Origin of the sequence: Paractinoplanes brasiliensis (assembly GCF_004362215.1) — a bacterium.
Taxonomy (GTDB): domain Bacteria; phylum Actinomycetota; class Actinomycetes; order Mycobacteriales; family Micromonosporaceae; genus Actinoplanes; species Actinoplanes brasiliensis.
This window is the reverse complement of the sequence record NZ_SNWR01000001.1, coordinates 6,568,883-6,586,280: the sequence shown is the minus strand read 5'-3', so window position 1 is coordinate 6,586,280 and position 17,398 is coordinate 6,568,883. Positions and strand designations below refer to the sequence as shown.

The window sequence follows — 17,398 nt, the reverse complement described above, 5'->3', positions numbered from 1 at the left end:
CGACGCGGATACGCACCTCGTCCGCCTGCCGTTGTGCCCACTGCGCCGCGGAATCGACTGCCGCCGCCTCGGCTGCGAGATCCTCGAGCGGCTAGGTCAGCACCGGTGCCAGGTCCAGGCCCTGGGCGTGCTGTCGGCGAGCGAGAAGTGCGAGCAGGAACAGGAGAGCAAGACCGAGCAGGAACGCGTTGACGAGGATCATTGGAACCATGTGTCCCGATTTAACCCACGCACCCGACGGCAAACCAGGCGCGGCGCCCGGCAGACGCCGGTGGCGGACCGAACCCGCGCCGAGCGGTTCGACGATTCGGCACAACCACGCATCTCCGGACCACGTCGAAAGTTCGTGACCGCTCCGGATGATGTGCGAGCGAGGCTGAGGCGGGGCTGCGTCGTTACCTCTCCTGGGGGCTTGCGCTTTCAGGAAGCTCCCAGGAGAGGGTCTCTCTATTTCGATCGATTTTGTTGTAAAGTCCCTGGACGCCACGACAATCAAGATCATTTTTAGGCGAACCCGCGATTTTCGTACCCAAAGGACACGGGCTCGGACATGTTGAACTCTGCTGTGATGATCGCCAAGCAGCGCACGCCGGAATCGGTGCGTGTGCTGGCCCGGCGCGCGCAACTCGAGGCGTACAACGCGAAACTGCGGATCACGGTGCCGGTGGCGACGCGAAGCGAGTTCACCAACATCTACCACTGCGCGGTACGCAAGACCGCCAGCCAGTGGATCAAGGCAGTGTTCAGCGATCCGATCGTCTATCGGCACTCCGGGCTGCTGACGTACGATCCGCGGTTCTACGGCTGGAAGCACCCGCGCGTGGTGCCGGCCAACCGCATCGGCCTGTCGTTGTTCTTCCCGCGGCCCCGGTTCGACAAGATGCCGAAACCCGACAAGTATCGCGCGTTCTTCGTCATGCGCGACCCTCGAGACGTGGTCGTGTCCAGCTACTTCTCCACGCGCAACTCGCACGGCCCGATGGGCGACGTGCTCGAGGTTCGCAAGGTCCTGCTCGAGAAGCCGCGCAAGGAAGGCATGCTCTGGCTGATCGGCGACATGGCCAAGAAGAACAGGTTCGGCGCGCTGCGCTCGTGGGTCGAAGCGCCCGCCTCCGACGAGGTGCGGCTGGTCAAGTACGAGGACCTGACCGGGGAACACCAGGCAGCCGAGATGGAAGCGCTGCTGCGGCACTGCGGCATCAATCTGCCGGCCGACGACCTGGCCACGGTGCTCGACCGGTACAGCTTCAGCAAGATGAACGAGCGCCAGGGCACGGGCAAGGTCTCGCACTACCGTAAGGGCCAGGCCGGCGACTGGGCCAACCACTTCGACGACGACATCTACGAGGCCTTCAACAAGGCAAGCGGCGACCTCGTCGAGCGGCTCGGATATCCGTCCTATCAGTGACGACCGCGAAATGACGGCAACCGCTGAGTGCGACGGACTTGGACGTGCACGGCGGCCGCTCAATGGCGGCCGCTGACTGACAGCCCCCGACGGGCGCCCACTGACGGGTGCTCATCGGCCCCTCACCCGTCTCAGCCGGCCGACGGCCCCCTCGCTGACGGCTGACGGGGGCCCGCTGACGGCTGAGACAGGTCCCCCTGACGGCTGAGACAGGTCCCCCCTGACGGCTGAGACGGGTCCCCGCTGACGGCTGAGACAGGTCCCCCCTGACGGCTGAGACAGGTCCCCGCTGACGGCTGCTGACCGGCGGAGGGCCATCGCTGACGGGCTGCTGGCAGAGGGCCCTCACTGGCGGCTGACGAGTGACTACTGGCGACTGACGGCCGTGAGATCGTGTGGGCGCTGGATCGGGAATGGGTGCCGCGGGGCGGTGTGGCTCGCGATCGGTTATGCCACGCCGGTGAGAGCGCGTCCGGCGAGTCCGAGGCCCACGACGATGATCAGAGCCGCGGTGGCGGACGGGGAGACGGCCCGCCAGCGGTCGCCCAGCCGCCAGCGTCCCTCGATGCGGTGCCGCAGCCGGACAAGCAGCAGGCCCGCCGCGGTGAGCGTGGCCGCCATGCCGAGGCCGTAGGCGAGAACCAGCAAAACCCCGAAGACCGTACGCCCCAGGGCCGCCGCGCCCAGCAGGACGATCAACGCGGACGGGCTGGGCACCAGTCCACCGGCTACGCCCAGCCCGGCGATTCCCCACTTGCCCGGACCGTGATCGTGGCCGTCGCCATGCGCGTGTGAGTGCCCGTGGTGATGACCGTGCGGAAACACGCGACGACGCCCGTCCACATGTGAGTGGTCATGACCGTGTTCGGTACGCGCGCGGACGCCGCCGCGGAGACCAGCGTCCTCGGCATGGAGGTGGCTGTTCTCGTGGGAGGCCACTTCGGGGTGGGAGTGGTTTGCGAAGGGGCGGTGGCGGCGGCGTAGGGCTGCGGTCAGGGCGCCGATGCCTACGGTGGTGACCAGGGCGCCGCTGACGACGCCCAGCCAGGCCAGGACGGACTCGCCGGCGAGGGTGGAGACGCTGGTGAGGAGCAGGCCCAGGGCGATCACCCCGGCCGTGTGGGTGAAGGTGACCGTGGCCCCGACCAGGACGGCGTCGCGGGGGCGGCCGCGGCTTCCCGCCAAGTAGGCGGCCATCACGGTCTTGCCGTGGCCGGGCAGGGCGGCATGGGCTGCGCCCAGCAGCAGGGAGAGCAGGACGGCCAGCAGACCGACCAGCGGTGTCAGTTGCCTCCCGCCGACCAGGCCCTCAAGCGTGCGCTCGGCTGCGGCCAGCGGGCCGGTCGACCCGTTCCCCTCCACATCGGCGGGCGCTGACGCCGGGCCGGGCACGGCTGAGGCCGACCCGGAGGCAGGGGTGGCCGGGACTGAGGCCGGGCCGGGCAAGGCTGAGGACGACCCGGAGGCGGGGGCGCCCGTCGCTGAAGCAGCGCCGGACACGGCTGAGGACGACTTGGAATCGGGAGTGGCCGTGAAGGAAGCGGAGCGGGTGTCGAGCGGGGAGGCGAGGGGGTCGGTCGGGTAGCTGCGCAGCTCGTTGGTGGAGCTTGCCGTGGGCAGTGGGGAATCGGGCAACTTCACGCCGGAGCCGTTGGCTACGAGCTCGTGCCAGCCGATGCGGTCACCGCGGAACTGGTTGGTGACGTCGACGCGTAGTTGCCGGGAGATGTCGACTGGTGCCGAGAGCCGGCATTCCAGGCGGGTGGTGCGCAGTCCGCCGGCCCCTTCGGCGTACGTGAGGGAAGTGTTCTTGATCGTCCATTGAAGGGCGGCGCCGTCGGCGGAAACGTGCAACGCCGTGGCCGCCTCGGTGCATGAAGGTGCCGAGTCCTGCAAAGTGGGCAGCTCCGCGAGGTCGGCCACCACCAGCGCGTCGATCCGGTCGGGGTGGAGGGTGAGCCCTGCGTACCGGTTGACCGAGAAGTTGCCGAGCGGGTGAGCGGCGGCCACACCGGCGGGCAGCGCGACGAAACCCACGACGGCCAGCGCGGTTGTCAGCAGGAGCCGGCGAAGAAGTGAGCGGCCTCCGAGACGGAACAGGTGGCGGAAACATGAACGCCTCACGGCCGGTCCTCCAGACGACCGGACCGGGGAAGCAAGACGGCTCACGGCGGGGCCTCCAGGCGACCGGACCAGGGAAACGGGACGGCTCACGGCCGGGCCTCCAGACGACCGGACCAGGGAAACGGGACGGCTCACGGCCGGACCTCCCGACGAACGGGCAGGGAAAAGAGGACGGCTCACGGCTGGGCCTCCAGGTCGGTCAAGGCTCGGGCGGCGATCGGGCCGTCAACGGGTGAGAAGTGCGGGTTGAGGGCGCGCACGTGGGTCAGGGAGGTGCGGGCGGCCACCCGGTCGCCCAGGGCCAGCTGCGCCTGAGCCAGGTGGTAGGCGTAGGCGGCGTTGCGGGGGTTCAGGTCGAAGGCTTTCCGCGCGTACGCAAGAGCCTCGTCGTCGCGGCCGGCGGCGTGCAACGACTGGGACAGCACGTCGGCAACCTCGGCGAACGGGCGGCGGCGCCACTCGTTCTGGGCGGCGGTCACGGCTGTGGCCGGGTCGCCGCGGGTCAGCGCCAGCTGGGCGCCGGTCAGGTCGTCGCGGCCGCCGTTGGCCAGGAAGATCCGGTGGGCGGCCTCGGCCAGGTCGAGCTGCCGGTCCGCGTCGGCGTCCCGGCCCGCGAGGCGCAGCATGCCGGCGTACGACATCAGGGTTTCGGGGGTGGGGGTGCGCGCGGCGACGGCGGCGGTGTCAGCGAGGGCCTGCGCGATGTCGCCGGTAGCGGCGGCGACCCGGGCCCGACCGTGCAGCAATGGGGAATAGCTCGGAACGGCGGTGAGGCCTGCGCTGTATTCGGCGGCGGCAGCGCCCAGGTCACCGCGGAACCAGGCGAGATCGCCCAGCTGATTGCGGCAGAACGCGATGTCGGCCGGGTCGACCGCGGCGGCGAGGGCTTGACGCATCATGTCCGAGGCCTCGGTCAGGCGTCCCCGCTGTTCCAGGTCGTACGAGCCACGCGCGTACGCGGCCAGGCCCGGCCGCAGGTCGAGCATGTGCTGAATCGCCGCGGTCGCCGCCGGCGCGTTGCCCAGCTGCGTCTCGGCGTCGGCGAGCACTCCGTACGCGTACGCGTCGAAGGGGTTGGCGCGAAGCGCTCGCTGCGCGAAGGTGCGTGCTTGCGCGAAATCGTGGCGGGCGTTGGCCAAAGCACCCAGTCCGGTGAACGCGTCGGAGTTGTCATCAGCACGCACCTTCAGGGAACGGTGTAGCGCGGTCTCGGCGAGGGGGTACCGGCTCGGGTCGCCGCTGACGCGGGCCTGCTCGACATATGCGAGGCCCAGTGCGGCCCAGGTGCGGTGGTCGCCGGGCAGGGCACGCAGCCGCTCCTGAGCGCGGGTGATCGTCTGCGTCAGCCGGTCGGGACGGGCCGGCGGCGCCGCGACGGCGGAACCAGAGCCGGAGCCGGGCTGCTCGCGCAGTCCGAAGAGCGCGCCGATCGCGGACAACGCGAGCGCGGCGACGACGATGGTCACTGCTCGTTTCATGGCGGAATCCCCTTCGCCGGCGGGCGCGCCCGGGTGGACGCGCCCGCCCTCGCTCAGAACCGGATGGTGGGGTCGTTGCCGTAGGGCGGGGCCGCGCGCCGCCGCCGTTTCATCAGCCACCAGGCGGTGAGCATGACGAGCAGGGCGCCGACGCCGCCGACGGCGAAGATGACGGCCGATCCGTTGGTGAGCATCGACGAGTTGGAGGCGGGGTCGAGATCGGGCGCGGCCTCGGAACCGCCGGCTCCGGAATCGACAGCCCCCGAATCGGCCGGCCCGGTCGACTTCGGAGCGGCCACGGCACCCGTGTCCCGGCCCGCGTTCACAGCGCCCTGGTTCGGCAGTGCCACGTACGGGAAGGTCGTGCCGAAGGCGTTGTCGTTGCTGTCGACCTTGTCGCCGGCCGCGAGCGCGTCGACGAGTTTGCCGGTCTGCGCGGCGCCCTCGACCGCCTGCACCGCGATGTCCACGGCGTCGTCGGTGAGCCGCCGTCCGTTCGGGAAGCCCTGCAGGTCGCCGGCGAGCACGCCGAGCCGTTCGGGCTGATCGGCGACCGGGACCGACAGGTTCAGCCGCAGCATTTCGGAGGGCCGGAACCGGTTCGGGTCGACGTCGGCGTTGTTGAGTTGCGAATTCAGGTCGGCCTTGATCGGCCCGTTCGCCTTGGTCGTGATCCCGGTCAGGAAAATCTCGACCAGGTCGTTCCGTGGCGTCGCGGGCGCCTTGACGCCATAGATCTGCTCGATGAGCCGGGGCAGTTCCGGATCGGTGACGCGCTTGACCACGGCCGGAATTCCGGCGTCCTTGTCGGGCGAAAGGGAATTGAAGGCGTCCTTGAGCCCGGCCGGCACGACGACCTCGTTGACGAGCGGGTTCCCGAGGCGCGAGACCTGCACGCGGTCGCCTTTGGACGGTCCGTCGGAGACGCGCGAGCGGCTGCGCTCGGTGGTGCTCCAGATGCCGACCACGGGATTGCGCCCGGCGTCTCCGTTGAGTGCCACATCCTTGAACGGCACCTGAATGGCGATGCTGTTCACGTTGTATCCGGCGAGGGTGTCCCGGCCCGTCTCGCTGAGGTCGCCCCCGTACAGCAGATCGAAGACGCGCAGATCGAGGAAGAACGGGTCGTCGGCTTGCCCGGCGAACAGCTTCCAGCCGCCTTGCAGCTGGATGGTGGCCTGGTCACGCAGCTTCTGGTAATCGGGCATGGAGGCGGCGCCGATGCGCGACGGGGCGACCGGGGCGTTCTCGATGCGGGTCTTGAAGGGCTCCCCGTTGAACGAGGACTCGAGCGTGTAGGTCTGTTTGAACAACAGATTCTTGTCGTCGAGCGAGGTGACCGGCCCGTTGTTGTAGAGGAACGTGGAGTTGCCGCGCTTGTCGACGTTCTTGAACGTCCACCGGAACACCGCGTCGGGTTTGGCGTCGCCGTCGCTGTCCACGTTGATGCGGTACGCCGCGTCGGTGGCGAACGGATAGAAGTTCGGCCCGCCGTCCGGTTCCTCGAACGGGATCCAGTTGGCGATCATCGTGACGTATCCCGGCCGGTCCGGGCTGACGAACGCGTACAGGTCGGTGTTGTCGGCTGCCGGATCACTCGCGATCAGTGGCGCTTCCCGGTGGCTCGATGCCACCGAGGCGCCCGGGCCGAGACCCGCCAGCGCGGCGATGAGAACGACGGCGCCCGAAGCCGCCACCGCTGCCCGCCGCTGTTGCCATTTCTCGAGCATCAATTCCTCCCCTGGAGTCGGGAGCAATTCGCAGCCGGGGCGCAGGCGGCTGGGTCACCGTCGGGGTTTGGCACATTCTCACCGTGATCAGGCGTCGTAGGATGGCGGGTGACTCCGGGAGCGCCGATGACCACGTCCGCAAAAACCGCCGGGACACCACGTCTGCTCCGGTTCATGCTGCGCCGGGAAAGGGCCACCCTGCCGTGGTGGCTGCTCGGCGCGACCCTGCTAGTGCTGGTGCAGTCGACGCAGAGTCAGAGCCTGTACGGCACCGCGGAAGAACTGGCGAATCTGCGGAACACCATCGGCGGGAACACGGCCGTCATCGCGATGAGCGGCCCGACCGAGCTGCTCGTGTCGATCGGCGGCGAGGTCGTGTTCGAGATCTTCTCGTTCCTGGCGATCGTGGTCGCGTTGATGAACATGTTCCTGATCGGGCGGCACACCCGGGCCGACGAGGAGAGCGGGCGCGCCGAGCTGATCCGCTCGACCCAGGTCGGCCGGCACGCCCCGACGGCTGCCGCCCTCACGCTGGCCGCCCTGGCGGACATCGCCGTCGGGTTGCTGGTGTTCGCGGTGGCCGCGGGCACGGGACTGCCGGTCGGCGGCTCGGTCCTGTTCGGCGCGGCGATCGCGGTGGCAGGGTTCGTGTTCGCGGCGCTGACCACGGTCGCCGCGCAGATCTTCGAGAACACCCGGGCCGCGTACGGCAGTGTCGGGGTTGCGTTGGGGGTCGCGTTCGTCCTGCGGGCGGCGGGTGACTCCGGCAACGCCGTGCTGTCGTGGTTGTCGCCGATCGGGTGGGGGCAGCGTACTTTTCCGTACTCCGGGGATCGGTGGTGGCCGCTGCTGCTGCCGCTGGGGGCGTCGGCGGTGCTGATCGTGGTGGCGACGGTGCTGGTGGAACGGCGTGACTTCGGGGCGGGCCTGATCCCGTCACGGCTGGGGCCCCCTGATGCTTCCCGGGCGCTGGGGAACGCGTACGGACTGGCCTGGCGTCTGCAGCGGGGCGCGCTGATCGGCTGGGCGGCGGGGCTGGCGCTGCTGGGCGCGGCCTACGGGTCGATCGGCAACACCATCGAACAGTACGTCCGCGACAATCCCGAGTTTGCCGAGTTCCTGCCTGGTGGTGCGCAGAGCGTCCTGGACTCGTACCTGGCGCTCACGGTGAGTGTGTCGGCGCTGATCGCCGCCGCGTACGGGGTCACGAGCGTGCTGCGGGTGCGGGCGGAGGAGTCGTCGGGGCGGGCCGAGCCGGTGCTGGCGACCGCGACGAGCCGGCTCACCTGGCTGGCCGCCCAGCTCAGCGTGGCCCTGGTCGGGACGGCCCTGGTCCTGCTCGCGCTCGGCGTGGGCGAGGGGATCGCGTACGCGCTGACGGTCTCCGACGCCGGGCAGGTGCCCCGCCTGATCGGCATCGCCATGGCCTATTTGCCCGCGGTCTGGCTGATCACGGCCGCGGCTGTGCTGGCCGTCGGATGGCTGCCTCGCCCGGCCGCCGCGGTGGCGTGGGTTGTTGTGGGTTATTGCGCGGTCGTCGCCCTTTTCGCCGATTCGTTCAACCTGCCGGAGTGGGCTCGGCAGGCGTCGCCGTTCGTGCACACGCCGCAGATTCCGGCCGAGTCGCTGACCGCTGCCCCACTGCTCGCCGTGACGGTGGCGGCGGGCGTGTTCCTGACGGCCGGCTACGCAGGTTTTCGCCGGCGCGACATCGGCTGACACGCGCGGCAGTGTGACTATGGCTGGGCGGCGCCGGGCCGTCCCGCTTGCGCCGTGTCTCGCTCGCTCGTGTCGACTCCACCTGTGCGATGGAGCTTGATTGTGCCGAGTGACGCTCGCTTGTGCCGGGTCATGTCGGGTGGCGCCTGGTGTGCCGGGTCTTGGCGAGCAAGAGCGGGTCGTAGCGAGTAGCGCCTGGCGTGCCAGGACTCGGCGAGTGAGAGCGGGTCGTAGCGAGTAGCGCCTGGCGTGCCAGGACTCGGCGAGTGAGAGCGGGTCGTAGCGAGTAGCGCCTGGCGTGCCAGGACTCGGCGAGTGAGAGCGGGTCGTAGCGAGTAGCGCCTGGCGTGCCAGGACTCGGCGAGTGAGAGCGGGTCGTGGCGAGTGATGCCGGATTCAGCGGCTGGGGACCGGGCGGGTGGCGGCCAGGGCCCAGGCGATCAGGGCGGGCTGGCCCAGCAGGCGCAGCGCGCGTTTGCGGTCGGTGTCGAGGCCGAAGCCGTCCTTGTGCTCGAGGTACTGCGCGATGTTGCCGGGGAAGACGCCGACGAAGAAGGCGGCGACGGCCTTGCCGAGCAGACCGCGCGCGGGTTGTTTCCAGGTGGCCAGCAGGGCCGTCCCGATGGCCAGTTCGACCACGCCGGAGATCAGCACGACCTTGTCGGGGTCGGCCGGGAACCAGACGGCACCTGCGCCTGGAATTCCTTGCGCTGGGTGGTCAGGTGGCCGGCCCCGGCGGTCAGCAACACACCGCCGAGGGCCGCCTGCCCGAGTGCTCGCGTCAATCGGCTCATGCCGGGCTCTTGCCCCCGGACGGACCGGTCAACACCAGGTGAGCGTGGAATTCGAACGCGTCACATTGCTGATGGTGTTGTTGCTTCCCGTGCACGGGCTCCACGTGATGTTCGTGTTGGAGACCGTCAGGTTGCGGAAGCTGATGCCGGACGACGGCGGGAACTCGCTGCGGGCCGCGATCCGCACCTCGCCGCCGCCGCTGATCGTTCCCGAGACGCCGGCGATCACGACGTTGTAGCAGTTCTCGACGAGCACCGAATTGTTGCCGGTGTTGGCGATGTCGACCCGGTCGATCGTCGCGCCGCCGCTTTCCGAGACGCAGAAGATGCCCCGGCCGCCGCCGCGCGCCTTCACCGTTGCGACCTTGATGTTGCTGGGGTAGGAACTGCCGACCCGGCCGTTGCGGTTGGCCATCCGGAAGGCGGCGTAACCCGTGCCGGCGCCGGCGTTCTCGGCGTCGACGGTGCCGACAGTGGCGTTGATGGTCTGGTTGAGCAGCAGGCCCGACTCGCCGACGTTGCGGGCGGTGACGGTGCCCACGGTGAGGCCGTCGACGCCGTACGTTTCCATCGCGTGTGAGGACGCCCCGGACACGTACACGGAATCGACTTTGACGTTTCGGGTCCACTGGCTGGTGTCGCCGCGATTGTCGATGCGGACGCCGAGTCCGGCGCTCAGGCGCATGTCGATCTGGCCGAGCCACACGTTGGTGACGTTGCGCATGAAGATGCCGTAGATCGGGGCGCCCGTGACATTCAGATAGGGCACCTCGATGTTGCTGACCCCGCGGGCGTAGACGGGCGCGTAGTCGCCGCTGCCCGATCCGGTCACGCTGATGGTGCCGCAGACCGAGAGCGAGGTGTACGACGCCAGCGAGATCCGGCTGCCCGCGCTCATCGAGCCGTTGCCGCGCACGACAACGCGCTGAACAGAGGTACGCCCGGACGTGAGGCTGCCGATTCCGGCCTGCACCGCGGCGCGGAAGTCGGTGCCGCTGTAAACGCTTGCGCCCGAGGCGTTACGGGCCGTCCAGGTGTTTCCGCTGACCGTCACCTCGGACTGGAACGTGCCTGATCCGCAGCCGCTCGCCGAGCCACCGCCGGAACCGGCCTGGACCATTTGCCATTGCTGGTTGGCGCCGTCGAGATCGGCGTACTGGGCGACGATCGCGCCGTCGGCGGTGGACCATTCCCACGTCTCGAGGGCCTTGCCGCTGTGCCGGTTCAGCAGGCGTACGTGTCCCCCTGCCGAGTCCTTCAGCGTGAAGTGCTGGCGGGTGCTGCCGTTGTCGGTGTTCTGGATGAGCTGGGCGCCGTCGTTGGCGTTGGGCATTTCGAGCACGAGCCCGCTGTGCCGGCTCCTGATTTTGTAGTAGCCGCTGCCGGCGTCGACGAACTGCCACTGCTGCCAGTTGCCGTCGTTGCGGGTGAACTGGGCGATGCCGGCCCCGGCGTTGGTGGCGAGGTTGTAGACGTCCATCGCCTTGCCGCTGTTGCGGTTGACGAGGACATACCAGGCGGAGGTGTCGACGGTGGCCGCCTGGGCCGCCGGGAGGCCGACCAGCACCCCGGCGCCGGCCAGCGTCGTGACGGCGAGACCGATCAGGGCGGCCCGCCATGGGCGCGCTTTCATGTCGGCTCCTTTCCGTTGGTGTTATCGTTCACATAGATGGGCGTCCATGCAGTGTGGGCACGCTCCCACGCCCTGTCAAGGGTGCTGACCCCACTCTCAACACGGGGGCTCACCGGGGCGGAGGATCTCGTCGCGATCGCGATGAAGCATCCGCCGTACTTCAAGCCCGGCACGTCGTGGGAGTACTCGAACACCAACTACATCCTGGCCGGGATGATCGTCGAACGGGTCACCGGTCGGCCGCGGGCCACCGAGGTGCGCGACCGGATCGTACGGCCGCTCGGCCTGACCCACACGTCGTACCCGGGTGATCGGGTGTCGCTGCCCCGCCCCCACGCCAAGAGTTACCAGCAATGGGCACCCGGCGGCGCCCTGACCGACACGACACTGTTCAACACCACGGCCGCGGGCGCCGCGGGCGGAATGGTGACCACGCCGGCCGACCTGACCCGCTTCTGGTCCGCACTGCAGAAGGGCAAGCTGCTCAAGCCGCGCCAGATGGCCGAGATGCACCGTACGGTGCTCGCCACGACGATGCAGGAAGACCTTCCGGGCCCGCGTTACGGCCTCGGCATCCAGTATCTGCCGAACCGCTGCGGTGGTGTGTGGGGGCACTGGGGTGACGTCCCCGGCAGCAGCACAGCCAACGGCGTCAGCGCCGACGGCAAGCGTGTCGTGGTGCTGTCGACGACCACCCAACTGGTCGCCCCCGAGGCGTCCCGGGCGGTGCAGGACCGGACGATCCGGCTGATCGACGACGTCCTGTGTGGACGCCACTGAAGTTTTGTCGTACCCGCCCGCTAGGTTCGGGGCCATCGATTCCCCTCTGGTGAAAGGTGGCCCCGATGCCGGCCGAGACGACGTACCTCGAGCTCTCCGAAGAGTCCGGGAGCGCGCACAAGTTCTATGAGGTGACCGTCGACGGCACGGACCTGACGATCCGCTACGGGCGCATCGGCGATCGCGGCCAGACCAAGCAGTCGTCGTTCGCCACCGGCGACAAGGCCAAGGCCGAGGCGTCCAAAAAGATCGGGGAGAAAGTCCGCAAGGGGTACGCCCCGGCGGTGCCCGGCGGCCGGCAGAAACGCTCGGTCTCACGCCGCCAGATCGTCAGCACCCGCTCGACGGCGACCCGCGCGCCGATCCTGTGGCGCTACGACTCGGGCAGTCCCGCGTTCGGCATCTTCGTCGACGACGACGTGTGCATGGTCGGCAACGAGAGCGGCCTGATCACGACACTCAGCCACGGCGCCGAGGTGGTGCAGCAGTTCCGGCTGCCCGACGGCGTGAAGTGCATCGTCGCCGACGAGGGCTGGATCTATGCGGGCTGCGACGACGGCAACGTCTACGACCTGTCGGGCAAGGTGCCACGACTGGCCTACCGCATCGACCCGTCGATCGACATCTACTGGCTCGACATCCACGACGGCGTGCTCGGCGTCTCCGACTCCGGCGGCGGCATCGCCACGATCGACCACGAGGACGAGTTTCTCTGGCGGCGGCCGGGCCGGGGCAGCTCGGCGTGGATGGTCCGCTGCGACGCCGACGCCGTGCACCACGGCCATTCCGGCGGGGTGACCAGCTACGACTGGCGTACGGGGCAGGAGCTGTGGCACACCCCGACCGGCGCGGTGCTCTTCGGATGGCAGGAACGAGACACCCTGTACGCGGGGACGGCGACCCGGCAGGTCGTCGAGCTGGGCAAGAACGGCGCGCACCGCCAGACGTACCGCTGCGACGCCCCGGTGTACTCGTGCGCCACGTCGAAGGACGGGCGATACGTGTTCGCCGGCGACAGCAGCTCGTCCATCTACTGCTTCGACGTGAACGGCACCCGGCTGTGGAAACTGGGCACGGGTTGCGGCTCGGCCTACTCGATGCAGTACCCGCGACGAACGGCTCTACATCGTCACCACGAGCGGGGCTTTGGCCTGCATCGACGCGTCGGAGGCAGCCGTCCAGTCGGCGGTCACGGGCACGATCCCCCAGCCGATCGACGTCAAGGCGCCGCCCCGCATGCCCGCTGTGGCCCCGTCGACCACGGTCGAGGTCGTGCACGACGTCGACGGCGGCGTGGTGGTCGAGTGCGTCGAGGAAAGCGGTCGCCTGCGGATCCGCGTGGTGAGCTCGGGCTACCACCGTGACTGGCAGGTGCAGTTCCCCAAGGGCATCCGGGAGCGCGGCAGCCGCTACGTCGTGACAGGCGTGCGCGAGGCAACACGCGGCGGCTTCTACCGGACGTACGGGGAGATCCGCCGGTTGCTCTAGATGAGTACTGCAACGGCACCCAGCAGGCACAACGTGTCGATGATCGGCTCGCTGAGCTCGTCATGGTGGCCGTCGATGCGTCAGGCTGGTCGGCGGAGTTGGACCGGTTGCATGGCCGGTTCACTCACCCTCTCGCTCGGTCTGAAGCCGCGGCGCCGGGCCCGGCAGTACCTGTTCGGCCTGATCGCCGGGTTGGACCGCAAGAACGGCCCGGCGAGACCCAGCTGACCCCGGATGCTTCCCGGCTGCTGCCTGCGGTCGTGGATGCCCGGCTGGCAGATGGTGTGCTGCGGTACGCACTTCCGGGAGGCCGGAGCGGTGTCGTGGCGGCTCCGTCATCCGAACTCCGCCGAGTTGGCTTGGTTCGACACCGTACTTCACGACGGCGTTGCCGCGAGGATCGATGCGGTTGAGGACCATCACGGCGATTCGAGCGCTCCGCTGACTGAAGGCACCGTGACCTCGATCTTCACGTTGCATTGCCGCTTCTCGCCCGAGCCGGTTGCCGAGTCCGGGCTCTTGACGTCCGTCGTAACGGCTGAGAAGTGGAACGAGGACCTGGACGACCGACACTTCGCCGGCTTCCTTATCAGCGTCCTCGCACCGAAATCGATCAGGGTTCAGGGCAGGTTCTCGACGTCCTCGTCGGCCGGCGGTGATGCGCGGCGGTCGGTGGGGGTCTTCACGCTGTGACATTGCTCGGAGACGACCCGACGCACACTCGTGCCGAGATGAATTGCACTTCACCTCGCAAACGTGAGGTGCCGCCATCGTCTTGCATCAACGCCGGCCGAGCTCGTTCGGGTTCGTAGCCGGTCATGGCTCGCCGTGCGGGCCGGGCGGTCTTGACTGCAGTCGTGTCAGGAGCGCTGCAATCCAGGTCGATTGCGATACCGGCACCGCTGGTGGAAGAAGCGGAACACTTCTCGCAGTACGACAGCGTTGATGACAGCCGCCGTAGCGAAGGCTCCATACAGCAGAGGCACGCCGGCCCAGCCCAGCTCGCTACCGACCGCCGCCACGATGAACAGACCGCCGGTGAACCAGCCAATACCGATGGGCAGAGTCGCGAGCTCGGCTCCAACGAACAGGACGGCCGATTCGTCGGTCAGCTGGGACAGCGTCAGCATGCCCAGAACGATGAGCACGTAGACGGCCGTCCCGATCCAGAACGGCCGGGTGGGCGACGGTGCCTTGGGTTCCGCGGACAAACCCACGTCGGAGGATGGTTCCATGCTGCCAGTACAGCATTCATGGATCTTGCCACGAAACATCCAGAAGTCCAGGTCAGCGGTTCAGACCGGAGCAGCTCCCCATCCCGAAGCCGGACGTAGCACCCACCTACGCAGAGATCTACCCATCGCATGCGCGCTGCCGCCGTCAACAAGCCGTCGTCCGTGGCGAGCGGTGCACTGATCCAGCCGCGAGTCGCGTGCCTTCGACGGAAACTTGCGCCAACCCACTGGTCGAGTCATGACGACGAGCATTGTGATGCCGGGCGTGTTGCCTTCGGATGGCGATCTGGTACTGGCGCCTGCTCGGAGGCTGTCGGGTGGTGTCCCGCCGCGCAGCCACCCGCCCGGATGGTCCTCGGGTAGCCCGATGGGACGTACCTCCGCCAGGCTCTTGCCCGCTGGGCGACGTCCGCGCAGGATATCCGGCGTGACAGCGGGTGGCGTCTCCGAGGATCTCGAGGGTTGGGGCAGGCACAAACTGGTCCGGATGAGGATGGCCGCCGCGGCGCATCCGGACGCGTCGGTCGAACTGCTGGCCGCGCTGACCACTGACGCCTCACGAAAGGTCCGCCGCATCGCCGCCAGGCGGCCGCGTACCCCGCCGGCCGCGCTGCGGACCCTCGCCGCGGACCCGGACGCTGCCACCCGCGAAGCGCTGGCCGCAAACGTCAACACACCCCCAGACGTCCTCTGCTTGCTGACGAGCGACAAGAACTTCCAGGTCCGCTACGCCGCGATGACCAACCCCGCCGCTGACAAGCGCGTGCTGCAGGCGTGCTGCGCCTCACCCCACCGAGACCTGAGGATCATCCTCGCTCAGGAGCCGCGCCTGCCTGCCGAGATCGTTACGTTGCTCACCCAGGATCCGGTCGGGCAAGTACGTGAGTTCCTGGCCGAACGCACCGACGACCCCGGCGCGCTCGACACCTTGGTCAACGACCCGAACGCCCAGGTCAGGGCCGCCGCAGCTCAGAACCGGCTCACCACCGCCGGCCAGCGCGCACGACTCGCTCGCGACCCTGCGGCACCGGTGCGCGCCTCACTCGTCAACGCCATGGCCACCCTCGGCTGGGACATCCCCGAGCAGGACCTGCTCACGCTCGCCCGCGACCGATCAGTCAACGTCCGATACTGGCTCGCCGGTCTGCCCGGCTCCACACGAGCCGTGTACGAGGTCCTCGCCCAAGACCCGGACGAGCAGATCGCCACGAACGCCCGCCAGTGGCTCACCAATCCCCGCAATCCCGCCCACCTGGGAGACACCTCCGGCCTGCCGCTCGGCCACTTCTCCAACCCAGCACAACTAGGCCGGCCAGGACGCAACATCAACCTCCGGCTCTGGACCCAATACATGAACCGGTAGCGCAGTATCACCGTATTCCCAGGTCACGGCCGAACGACGCGCATATCCGTCCGACCTGTCCGACGCCTGCTGGGCCCTGATCGCACCCCGGTACGAGGTCGCCCCCGCGCGTGGGACGCCTGGCCCTTTCAGGCGGCCACGCCGTCGATTTGGAGGGTCTGGACGGAGGCGGCGGCGAACGGGACGCGGACGGACTTGTTGGTGAGCTGCAAGTCGGTGCGGGAGACGTAGCGGTCGGTCGCGGACGGGACGGTGGTCCAACGGGTGATGGGGCCGGCGGCCTGGGCGAAGCGGGACAGGTCGAAAGTGAGGGTCTGGGCGGCGCCGGTGTTGACGGCCACGACGGTGAGGCGGCGGTTTGCGGGGTCGTAGGCGGCGGCCGCATTGCCGGCTCCGGTGTCGAGGATTCGCATGCCGGGGCGTATGTGGCGGCTGAAGTGGGCCAGCACGTAGAACTTGGTCTCCACCGGACCCGCGGTCGAGGTGCTGCCGTCGTACTTGATGACGCCCCAACCGGCCGTGGGGTCCATGACCTGCCAGTAGACCCAGGCCTTGGGATGCAGCCAGCGCCAGTCGAGGCAGAGGTTGGCGGCCATCGTCAGGCCGGTGCCGTCGCTGTCGCCGGTTTCGGAGTTCCACAGCGTCTTGCCGGCCGCGCGCACGTCGTTGAACAGCAGGTCGCGGCGGCCGCCTGAGCCCTGGTAGCCGTGGACGTTGACCTGGCCGATCAGGGCGCGGGTGGCGGAGTCGAAGCCGGCGAAGGTGCTGCGGGCGACGTCGTAGTTGGTCTCGTCGGAGGCGGAGATCGTGACGCCGTTCAGGCCCTGGCGGTTGAGCTCGGAGCGGAGCTGGGCCAGGACGCTGCGCTGGGTGGAGGCGCCGATGTAGCAACCCTCCTGCGTTCCGTCGGCGCGCCACCAGTTCGAGGAGGGCTCGTTGAACGGGTCGACGCTGCGGAAGGTCACGCCCCAGTTGTCGCGGGCGCGGCGGGCGACGATCGCGAGGTGGGCGGCGTGCTGGGTGTGGTTCCACGACTGCAGGTTGAGGCCGCCGTCGGCCGCGCCGGACGGGTTGTGGTTGTAGCACATCCACCACATCGGGGAGTTGGCGAACAGCTCGGTGATCGCGCCGCGCTGGGCGGCCTTGACCAGGGCTGCGCGCTGCTTGGCGTCGGCGGCCCAGTTCCAGGCGGACGAGGCCGGGTCGGGGTCGCGCCAGTCCTGCCAGAAGCCCTCGATCTGCTTGAACCGGGGAATGTTGGGTGAGGCGACCATGCGTTCGCCGGCCACGTCGTTCCAGCTGCAGGCGCCCAGGTTGTAGCGGGCGATGTTCAGGCCGAGGCCGGGCAGGGCGACGCCGTTGTAGGTGACGGTGCGGGTGGTGAAGAACAGGTCGGCGAAGTCGTCGCGGTCGCCGAAGACGTTGGCCCACCAGGCGAGCGAGGTGCCCCAACCCTGCCAGGCGCCGTGGTCGGCGGCGGGGTCGACCGTGATGGTGGCGTCGGCTCGCGCGGCGGCGCCGATGAGGGCGCTGGTTGCCATGCCGGCGCCCGCGGCGCCGAGGACCGTTCTGCGCGTGACCATACCGACCTCCTCGCTGAGGATGTTTACGTTAACATTACATCGAGAGTTGTCAATGGGATGCGA

The 17,398-nt window shown here is 69.0% G+C and carries 15 protein-coding genes; 7 read left to right on the top strand and 8 right to left on the bottom strand.

Going from position 1 to position 17,398, the window contains the following annotated elements:
• Positions 1-550 precede the first annotated feature (550 nt).
• Entirely contained in the window at positions 551-1,408 is an 858-nt protein-coding gene (locus C8E87_RS29550; RefSeq protein WP_133876107.1) for a sulfotransferase domain-containing protein, read from the top strand.
• 447 nt (positions 1,409-1,855) lie between these two features.
• Here C8E87_RS29550 and C8E87_RS46475 read toward each other — a convergent pair whose 3' ends face one another.
• The 3 genes from C8E87_RS46475 to C8E87_RS29535 all read right to left on the bottom strand — a co-directional run bounded on the left by C8E87_RS46475 (position 1,856) and on the right by C8E87_RS29535 (position 6,740).
• Positions 1,856-3,532, bottom strand: coding sequence for a nickel/cobalt transporter (locus C8E87_RS46475; protein ID WP_203720913.1), 1,677 nt, complete (start codon positions 3,530-3,532; stop codon positions 1,856-1,858).
• A 176-nt stretch (positions 3,533-3,708) separates the two neighbouring features.
• Positions 3,709-5,010: a tetratricopeptide repeat protein gene (locus C8E87_RS29540; RefSeq protein ID WP_133876106.1), complete on the bottom strand. Its 1,302-nt coding sequence runs from the start codon at positions 5,008-5,010 to the stop codon at positions 3,709-3,711.
• A 53-nt stretch (positions 5,011-5,063) separates the two neighbouring features.
• Complete coding sequence (locus tag C8E87_RS29535; protein ID WP_133876105.1) at positions 5,064-6,740, bottom strand: DUF4331 domain-containing protein; 1,677 nt, start codon at positions 6,738-6,740, stop codon at positions 5,064-5,066.
• Positions 6,741-6,866: 126 nt separating this feature from the next.
• On the opposite strand from C8E87_RS29535, the gene C8E87_RS29530 reads away from it, so the two are divergent.
• Positions 6,867-8,459: an ABC transporter permease gene (locus C8E87_RS29530; protein ID WP_133876104.1), complete on the top strand. Its 1,593-nt coding sequence runs from the start codon at positions 6,867-6,869 to the stop codon at positions 8,457-8,459.
• A 396-nt stretch (positions 8,460-8,855) separates the two neighbouring features.
• Here the strand turns inward: C8E87_RS29530 and C8E87_RS45805 are convergent, their stop codons facing one another.
• Genes C8E87_RS45805 through C8E87_RS29520 form a run of 3 tightly spaced genes read right to left on the bottom strand, consistent with a single transcriptional unit; the run spans position 8,856 to position 10,886 of the window.
• Positions 8,856-9,113, bottom strand: a complete 258-nt coding sequence (locus tag C8E87_RS45805; RefSeq protein WP_239080593.1) for a DoxX family protein — start codon at positions 9,111-9,113, stop codon at positions 8,856-8,858.
• The gene (locus tag C8E87_RS45800; protein WP_239080594.1) at positions 9,107-9,253 is read right to left on the bottom strand and encodes a hypothetical protein; all 147 of its coding nucleotides are present in this window, start codon (positions 9,251-9,253) and stop codon (positions 9,107-9,109) included. Before C8E87_RS45800 ends, C8E87_RS45805 begins: the two co-directional genes overlap by 7 nt.
• 28 nt (positions 9,254-9,281) lie before the next feature.
• A complete protein-coding gene (locus C8E87_RS29520) occupies positions 9,282-10,886 on the bottom strand; it encodes an RICIN domain-containing protein (protein ID WP_133876103.1) in 1,605 nt (534 codons plus the stop codon).
• Positions 10,887-10,922: 36 nt separating this feature from the next.
• Between C8E87_RS29520 and C8E87_RS29515 the strand changes: the two genes are divergently transcribed.
• From C8E87_RS29515 to C8E87_RS29500, 4 genes are all read left to right on the top strand, one after another.
• A complete protein-coding gene (locus C8E87_RS29515; RefSeq protein WP_133876102.1) occupies positions 10,923-11,666 on the top strand; it encodes a serine hydrolase domain-containing protein in 744 nt (247 codons plus the stop codon).
• Between the two features lie 65 nt (positions 11,667-11,731).
• Positions 11,732-13,030 (top strand): WGR domain-containing protein, encoded by a 1,299-nt coding sequence (locus C8E87_RS29510; protein WP_243755163.1) that lies wholly within the window; start codon positions 11,732-11,734, stop codon positions 13,028-13,030.
• Positions 13,008-13,154: a hypothetical protein gene (locus C8E87_RS45795; protein ID WP_243755162.1), complete on the top strand. Its 147-nt coding sequence runs from the start codon at positions 13,008-13,010 to the stop codon at positions 13,152-13,154. Before C8E87_RS29510 ends, C8E87_RS45795 begins: the two co-directional genes overlap by 23 nt.
• 264 nt (positions 13,155-13,418) lie before the next feature.
• A complete protein-coding gene (locus C8E87_RS29500) occupies positions 13,419-13,847 on the top strand; it encodes a DUF6578 domain-containing protein (protein ID WP_133876101.1) in 429 nt (142 codons plus the stop codon).
• 167 nt (positions 13,848-14,014) lie between these two features.
• Here C8E87_RS29500 and C8E87_RS29495 read toward each other — a convergent pair whose 3' ends face one another.
• Positions 14,015-14,389, bottom strand: a complete 375-nt coding sequence (locus C8E87_RS29495; RefSeq protein ID WP_133876100.1) for a hypothetical protein — start codon at positions 14,387-14,389, stop codon at positions 14,015-14,017.
• Between the two features lie 427 nt (positions 14,390-14,816).
• Between C8E87_RS29495 and C8E87_RS29490 the strand changes: the two genes are divergently transcribed.
• Positions 14,817-15,752, top strand: a complete 936-nt coding sequence (locus C8E87_RS29490; RefSeq protein WP_166661283.1) for a hypothetical protein — start codon at positions 14,817-14,819, stop codon at positions 15,750-15,752.
• A gap of 128 nt (positions 15,753-15,880) precedes the next feature.
• Here the strand turns inward: C8E87_RS29490 and C8E87_RS46470 are convergent, their stop codons facing one another.
• Complete coding sequence (locus C8E87_RS46470) at positions 15,881-17,335, bottom strand: glycoside hydrolase (RefSeq protein WP_133876098.1); 1,455 nt, start codon at positions 17,333-17,335, stop codon at positions 15,881-15,883.
• Positions 17,336-17,398 lie beyond the last annotated feature (63 nt).

What these genes read in the sequence shown, in the direction of transcription:
- C8E87_RS29550 (WP_133876107.1), top strand. Translation starts at nt 551, where the DNA reads ATGTTGAACTCTGCTGTGATGATCGCCAAGCAGCGCACGCCGGAATCG.
- C8E87_RS29540 (WP_133876106.1), bottom strand. Translation starts at nt 5,010, where the DNA reads ATGAAACGAGCAGTGACCATCGTCGTCGCCGCGCTCGCGTTGTCCGCG.
- C8E87_RS29535 (WP_133876105.1), bottom strand. Translation starts at nt 6,740, where the DNA reads ATGCTCGAGAAATGGCAACAGCGGCGGGCAGCGGTGGCGGCTTCGGGC.
- C8E87_RS29530 (WP_133876104.1), top strand. Translation starts at nt 6,867, where the DNA reads ATGACCACGTCCGCAAAAACCGCCGGGACACCACGTCTGCTCCGGTTC.
- C8E87_RS45800 (WP_239080594.1), bottom strand. Translation starts at nt 9,253, where the DNA reads ATGAGCCGATTGACGCGAGCACTCGGGCAGGCGGCCCTCGGCGGTGTG.
- C8E87_RS29520 (WP_133876103.1), bottom strand. Translation starts at nt 10,886, where the DNA reads ATGAAAGCGCGCCCATGGCGGGCCGCCCTGATCGGTCTCGCCGTCACG.
- C8E87_RS29515 (WP_133876102.1), top strand. Translation starts at nt 10,923, where the DNA reads ATGGGCGTCCATGCAGTGTGGGCACGCTCCCACGCCCTGTCAAGGGTG.
- C8E87_RS29510 (WP_243755163.1), top strand. Translation starts at nt 11,732, where the DNA reads ATGCCGGCCGAGACGACGTACCTCGAGCTCTCCGAAGAGTCCGGGAGC.
- C8E87_RS29500 (WP_133876101.1), top strand. Translation starts at nt 13,419, where the DNA reads ATGCCCGGCTGGCAGATGGTGTGCTGCGGTACGCACTTCCGGGAGGCC.
- C8E87_RS29495 (WP_133876100.1), bottom strand. Translation starts at nt 14,389, where the DNA reads ATGGAACCATCCTCCGACGTGGGTTTGTCCGCGGAACCCAAGGCACCG.
- C8E87_RS46470 (WP_133876098.1), bottom strand. Translation starts at nt 17,335, where the DNA reads ATGGTCACGCGCAGAACGGTCCTCGGCGCCGCGGGCGCCGGCATGGCA.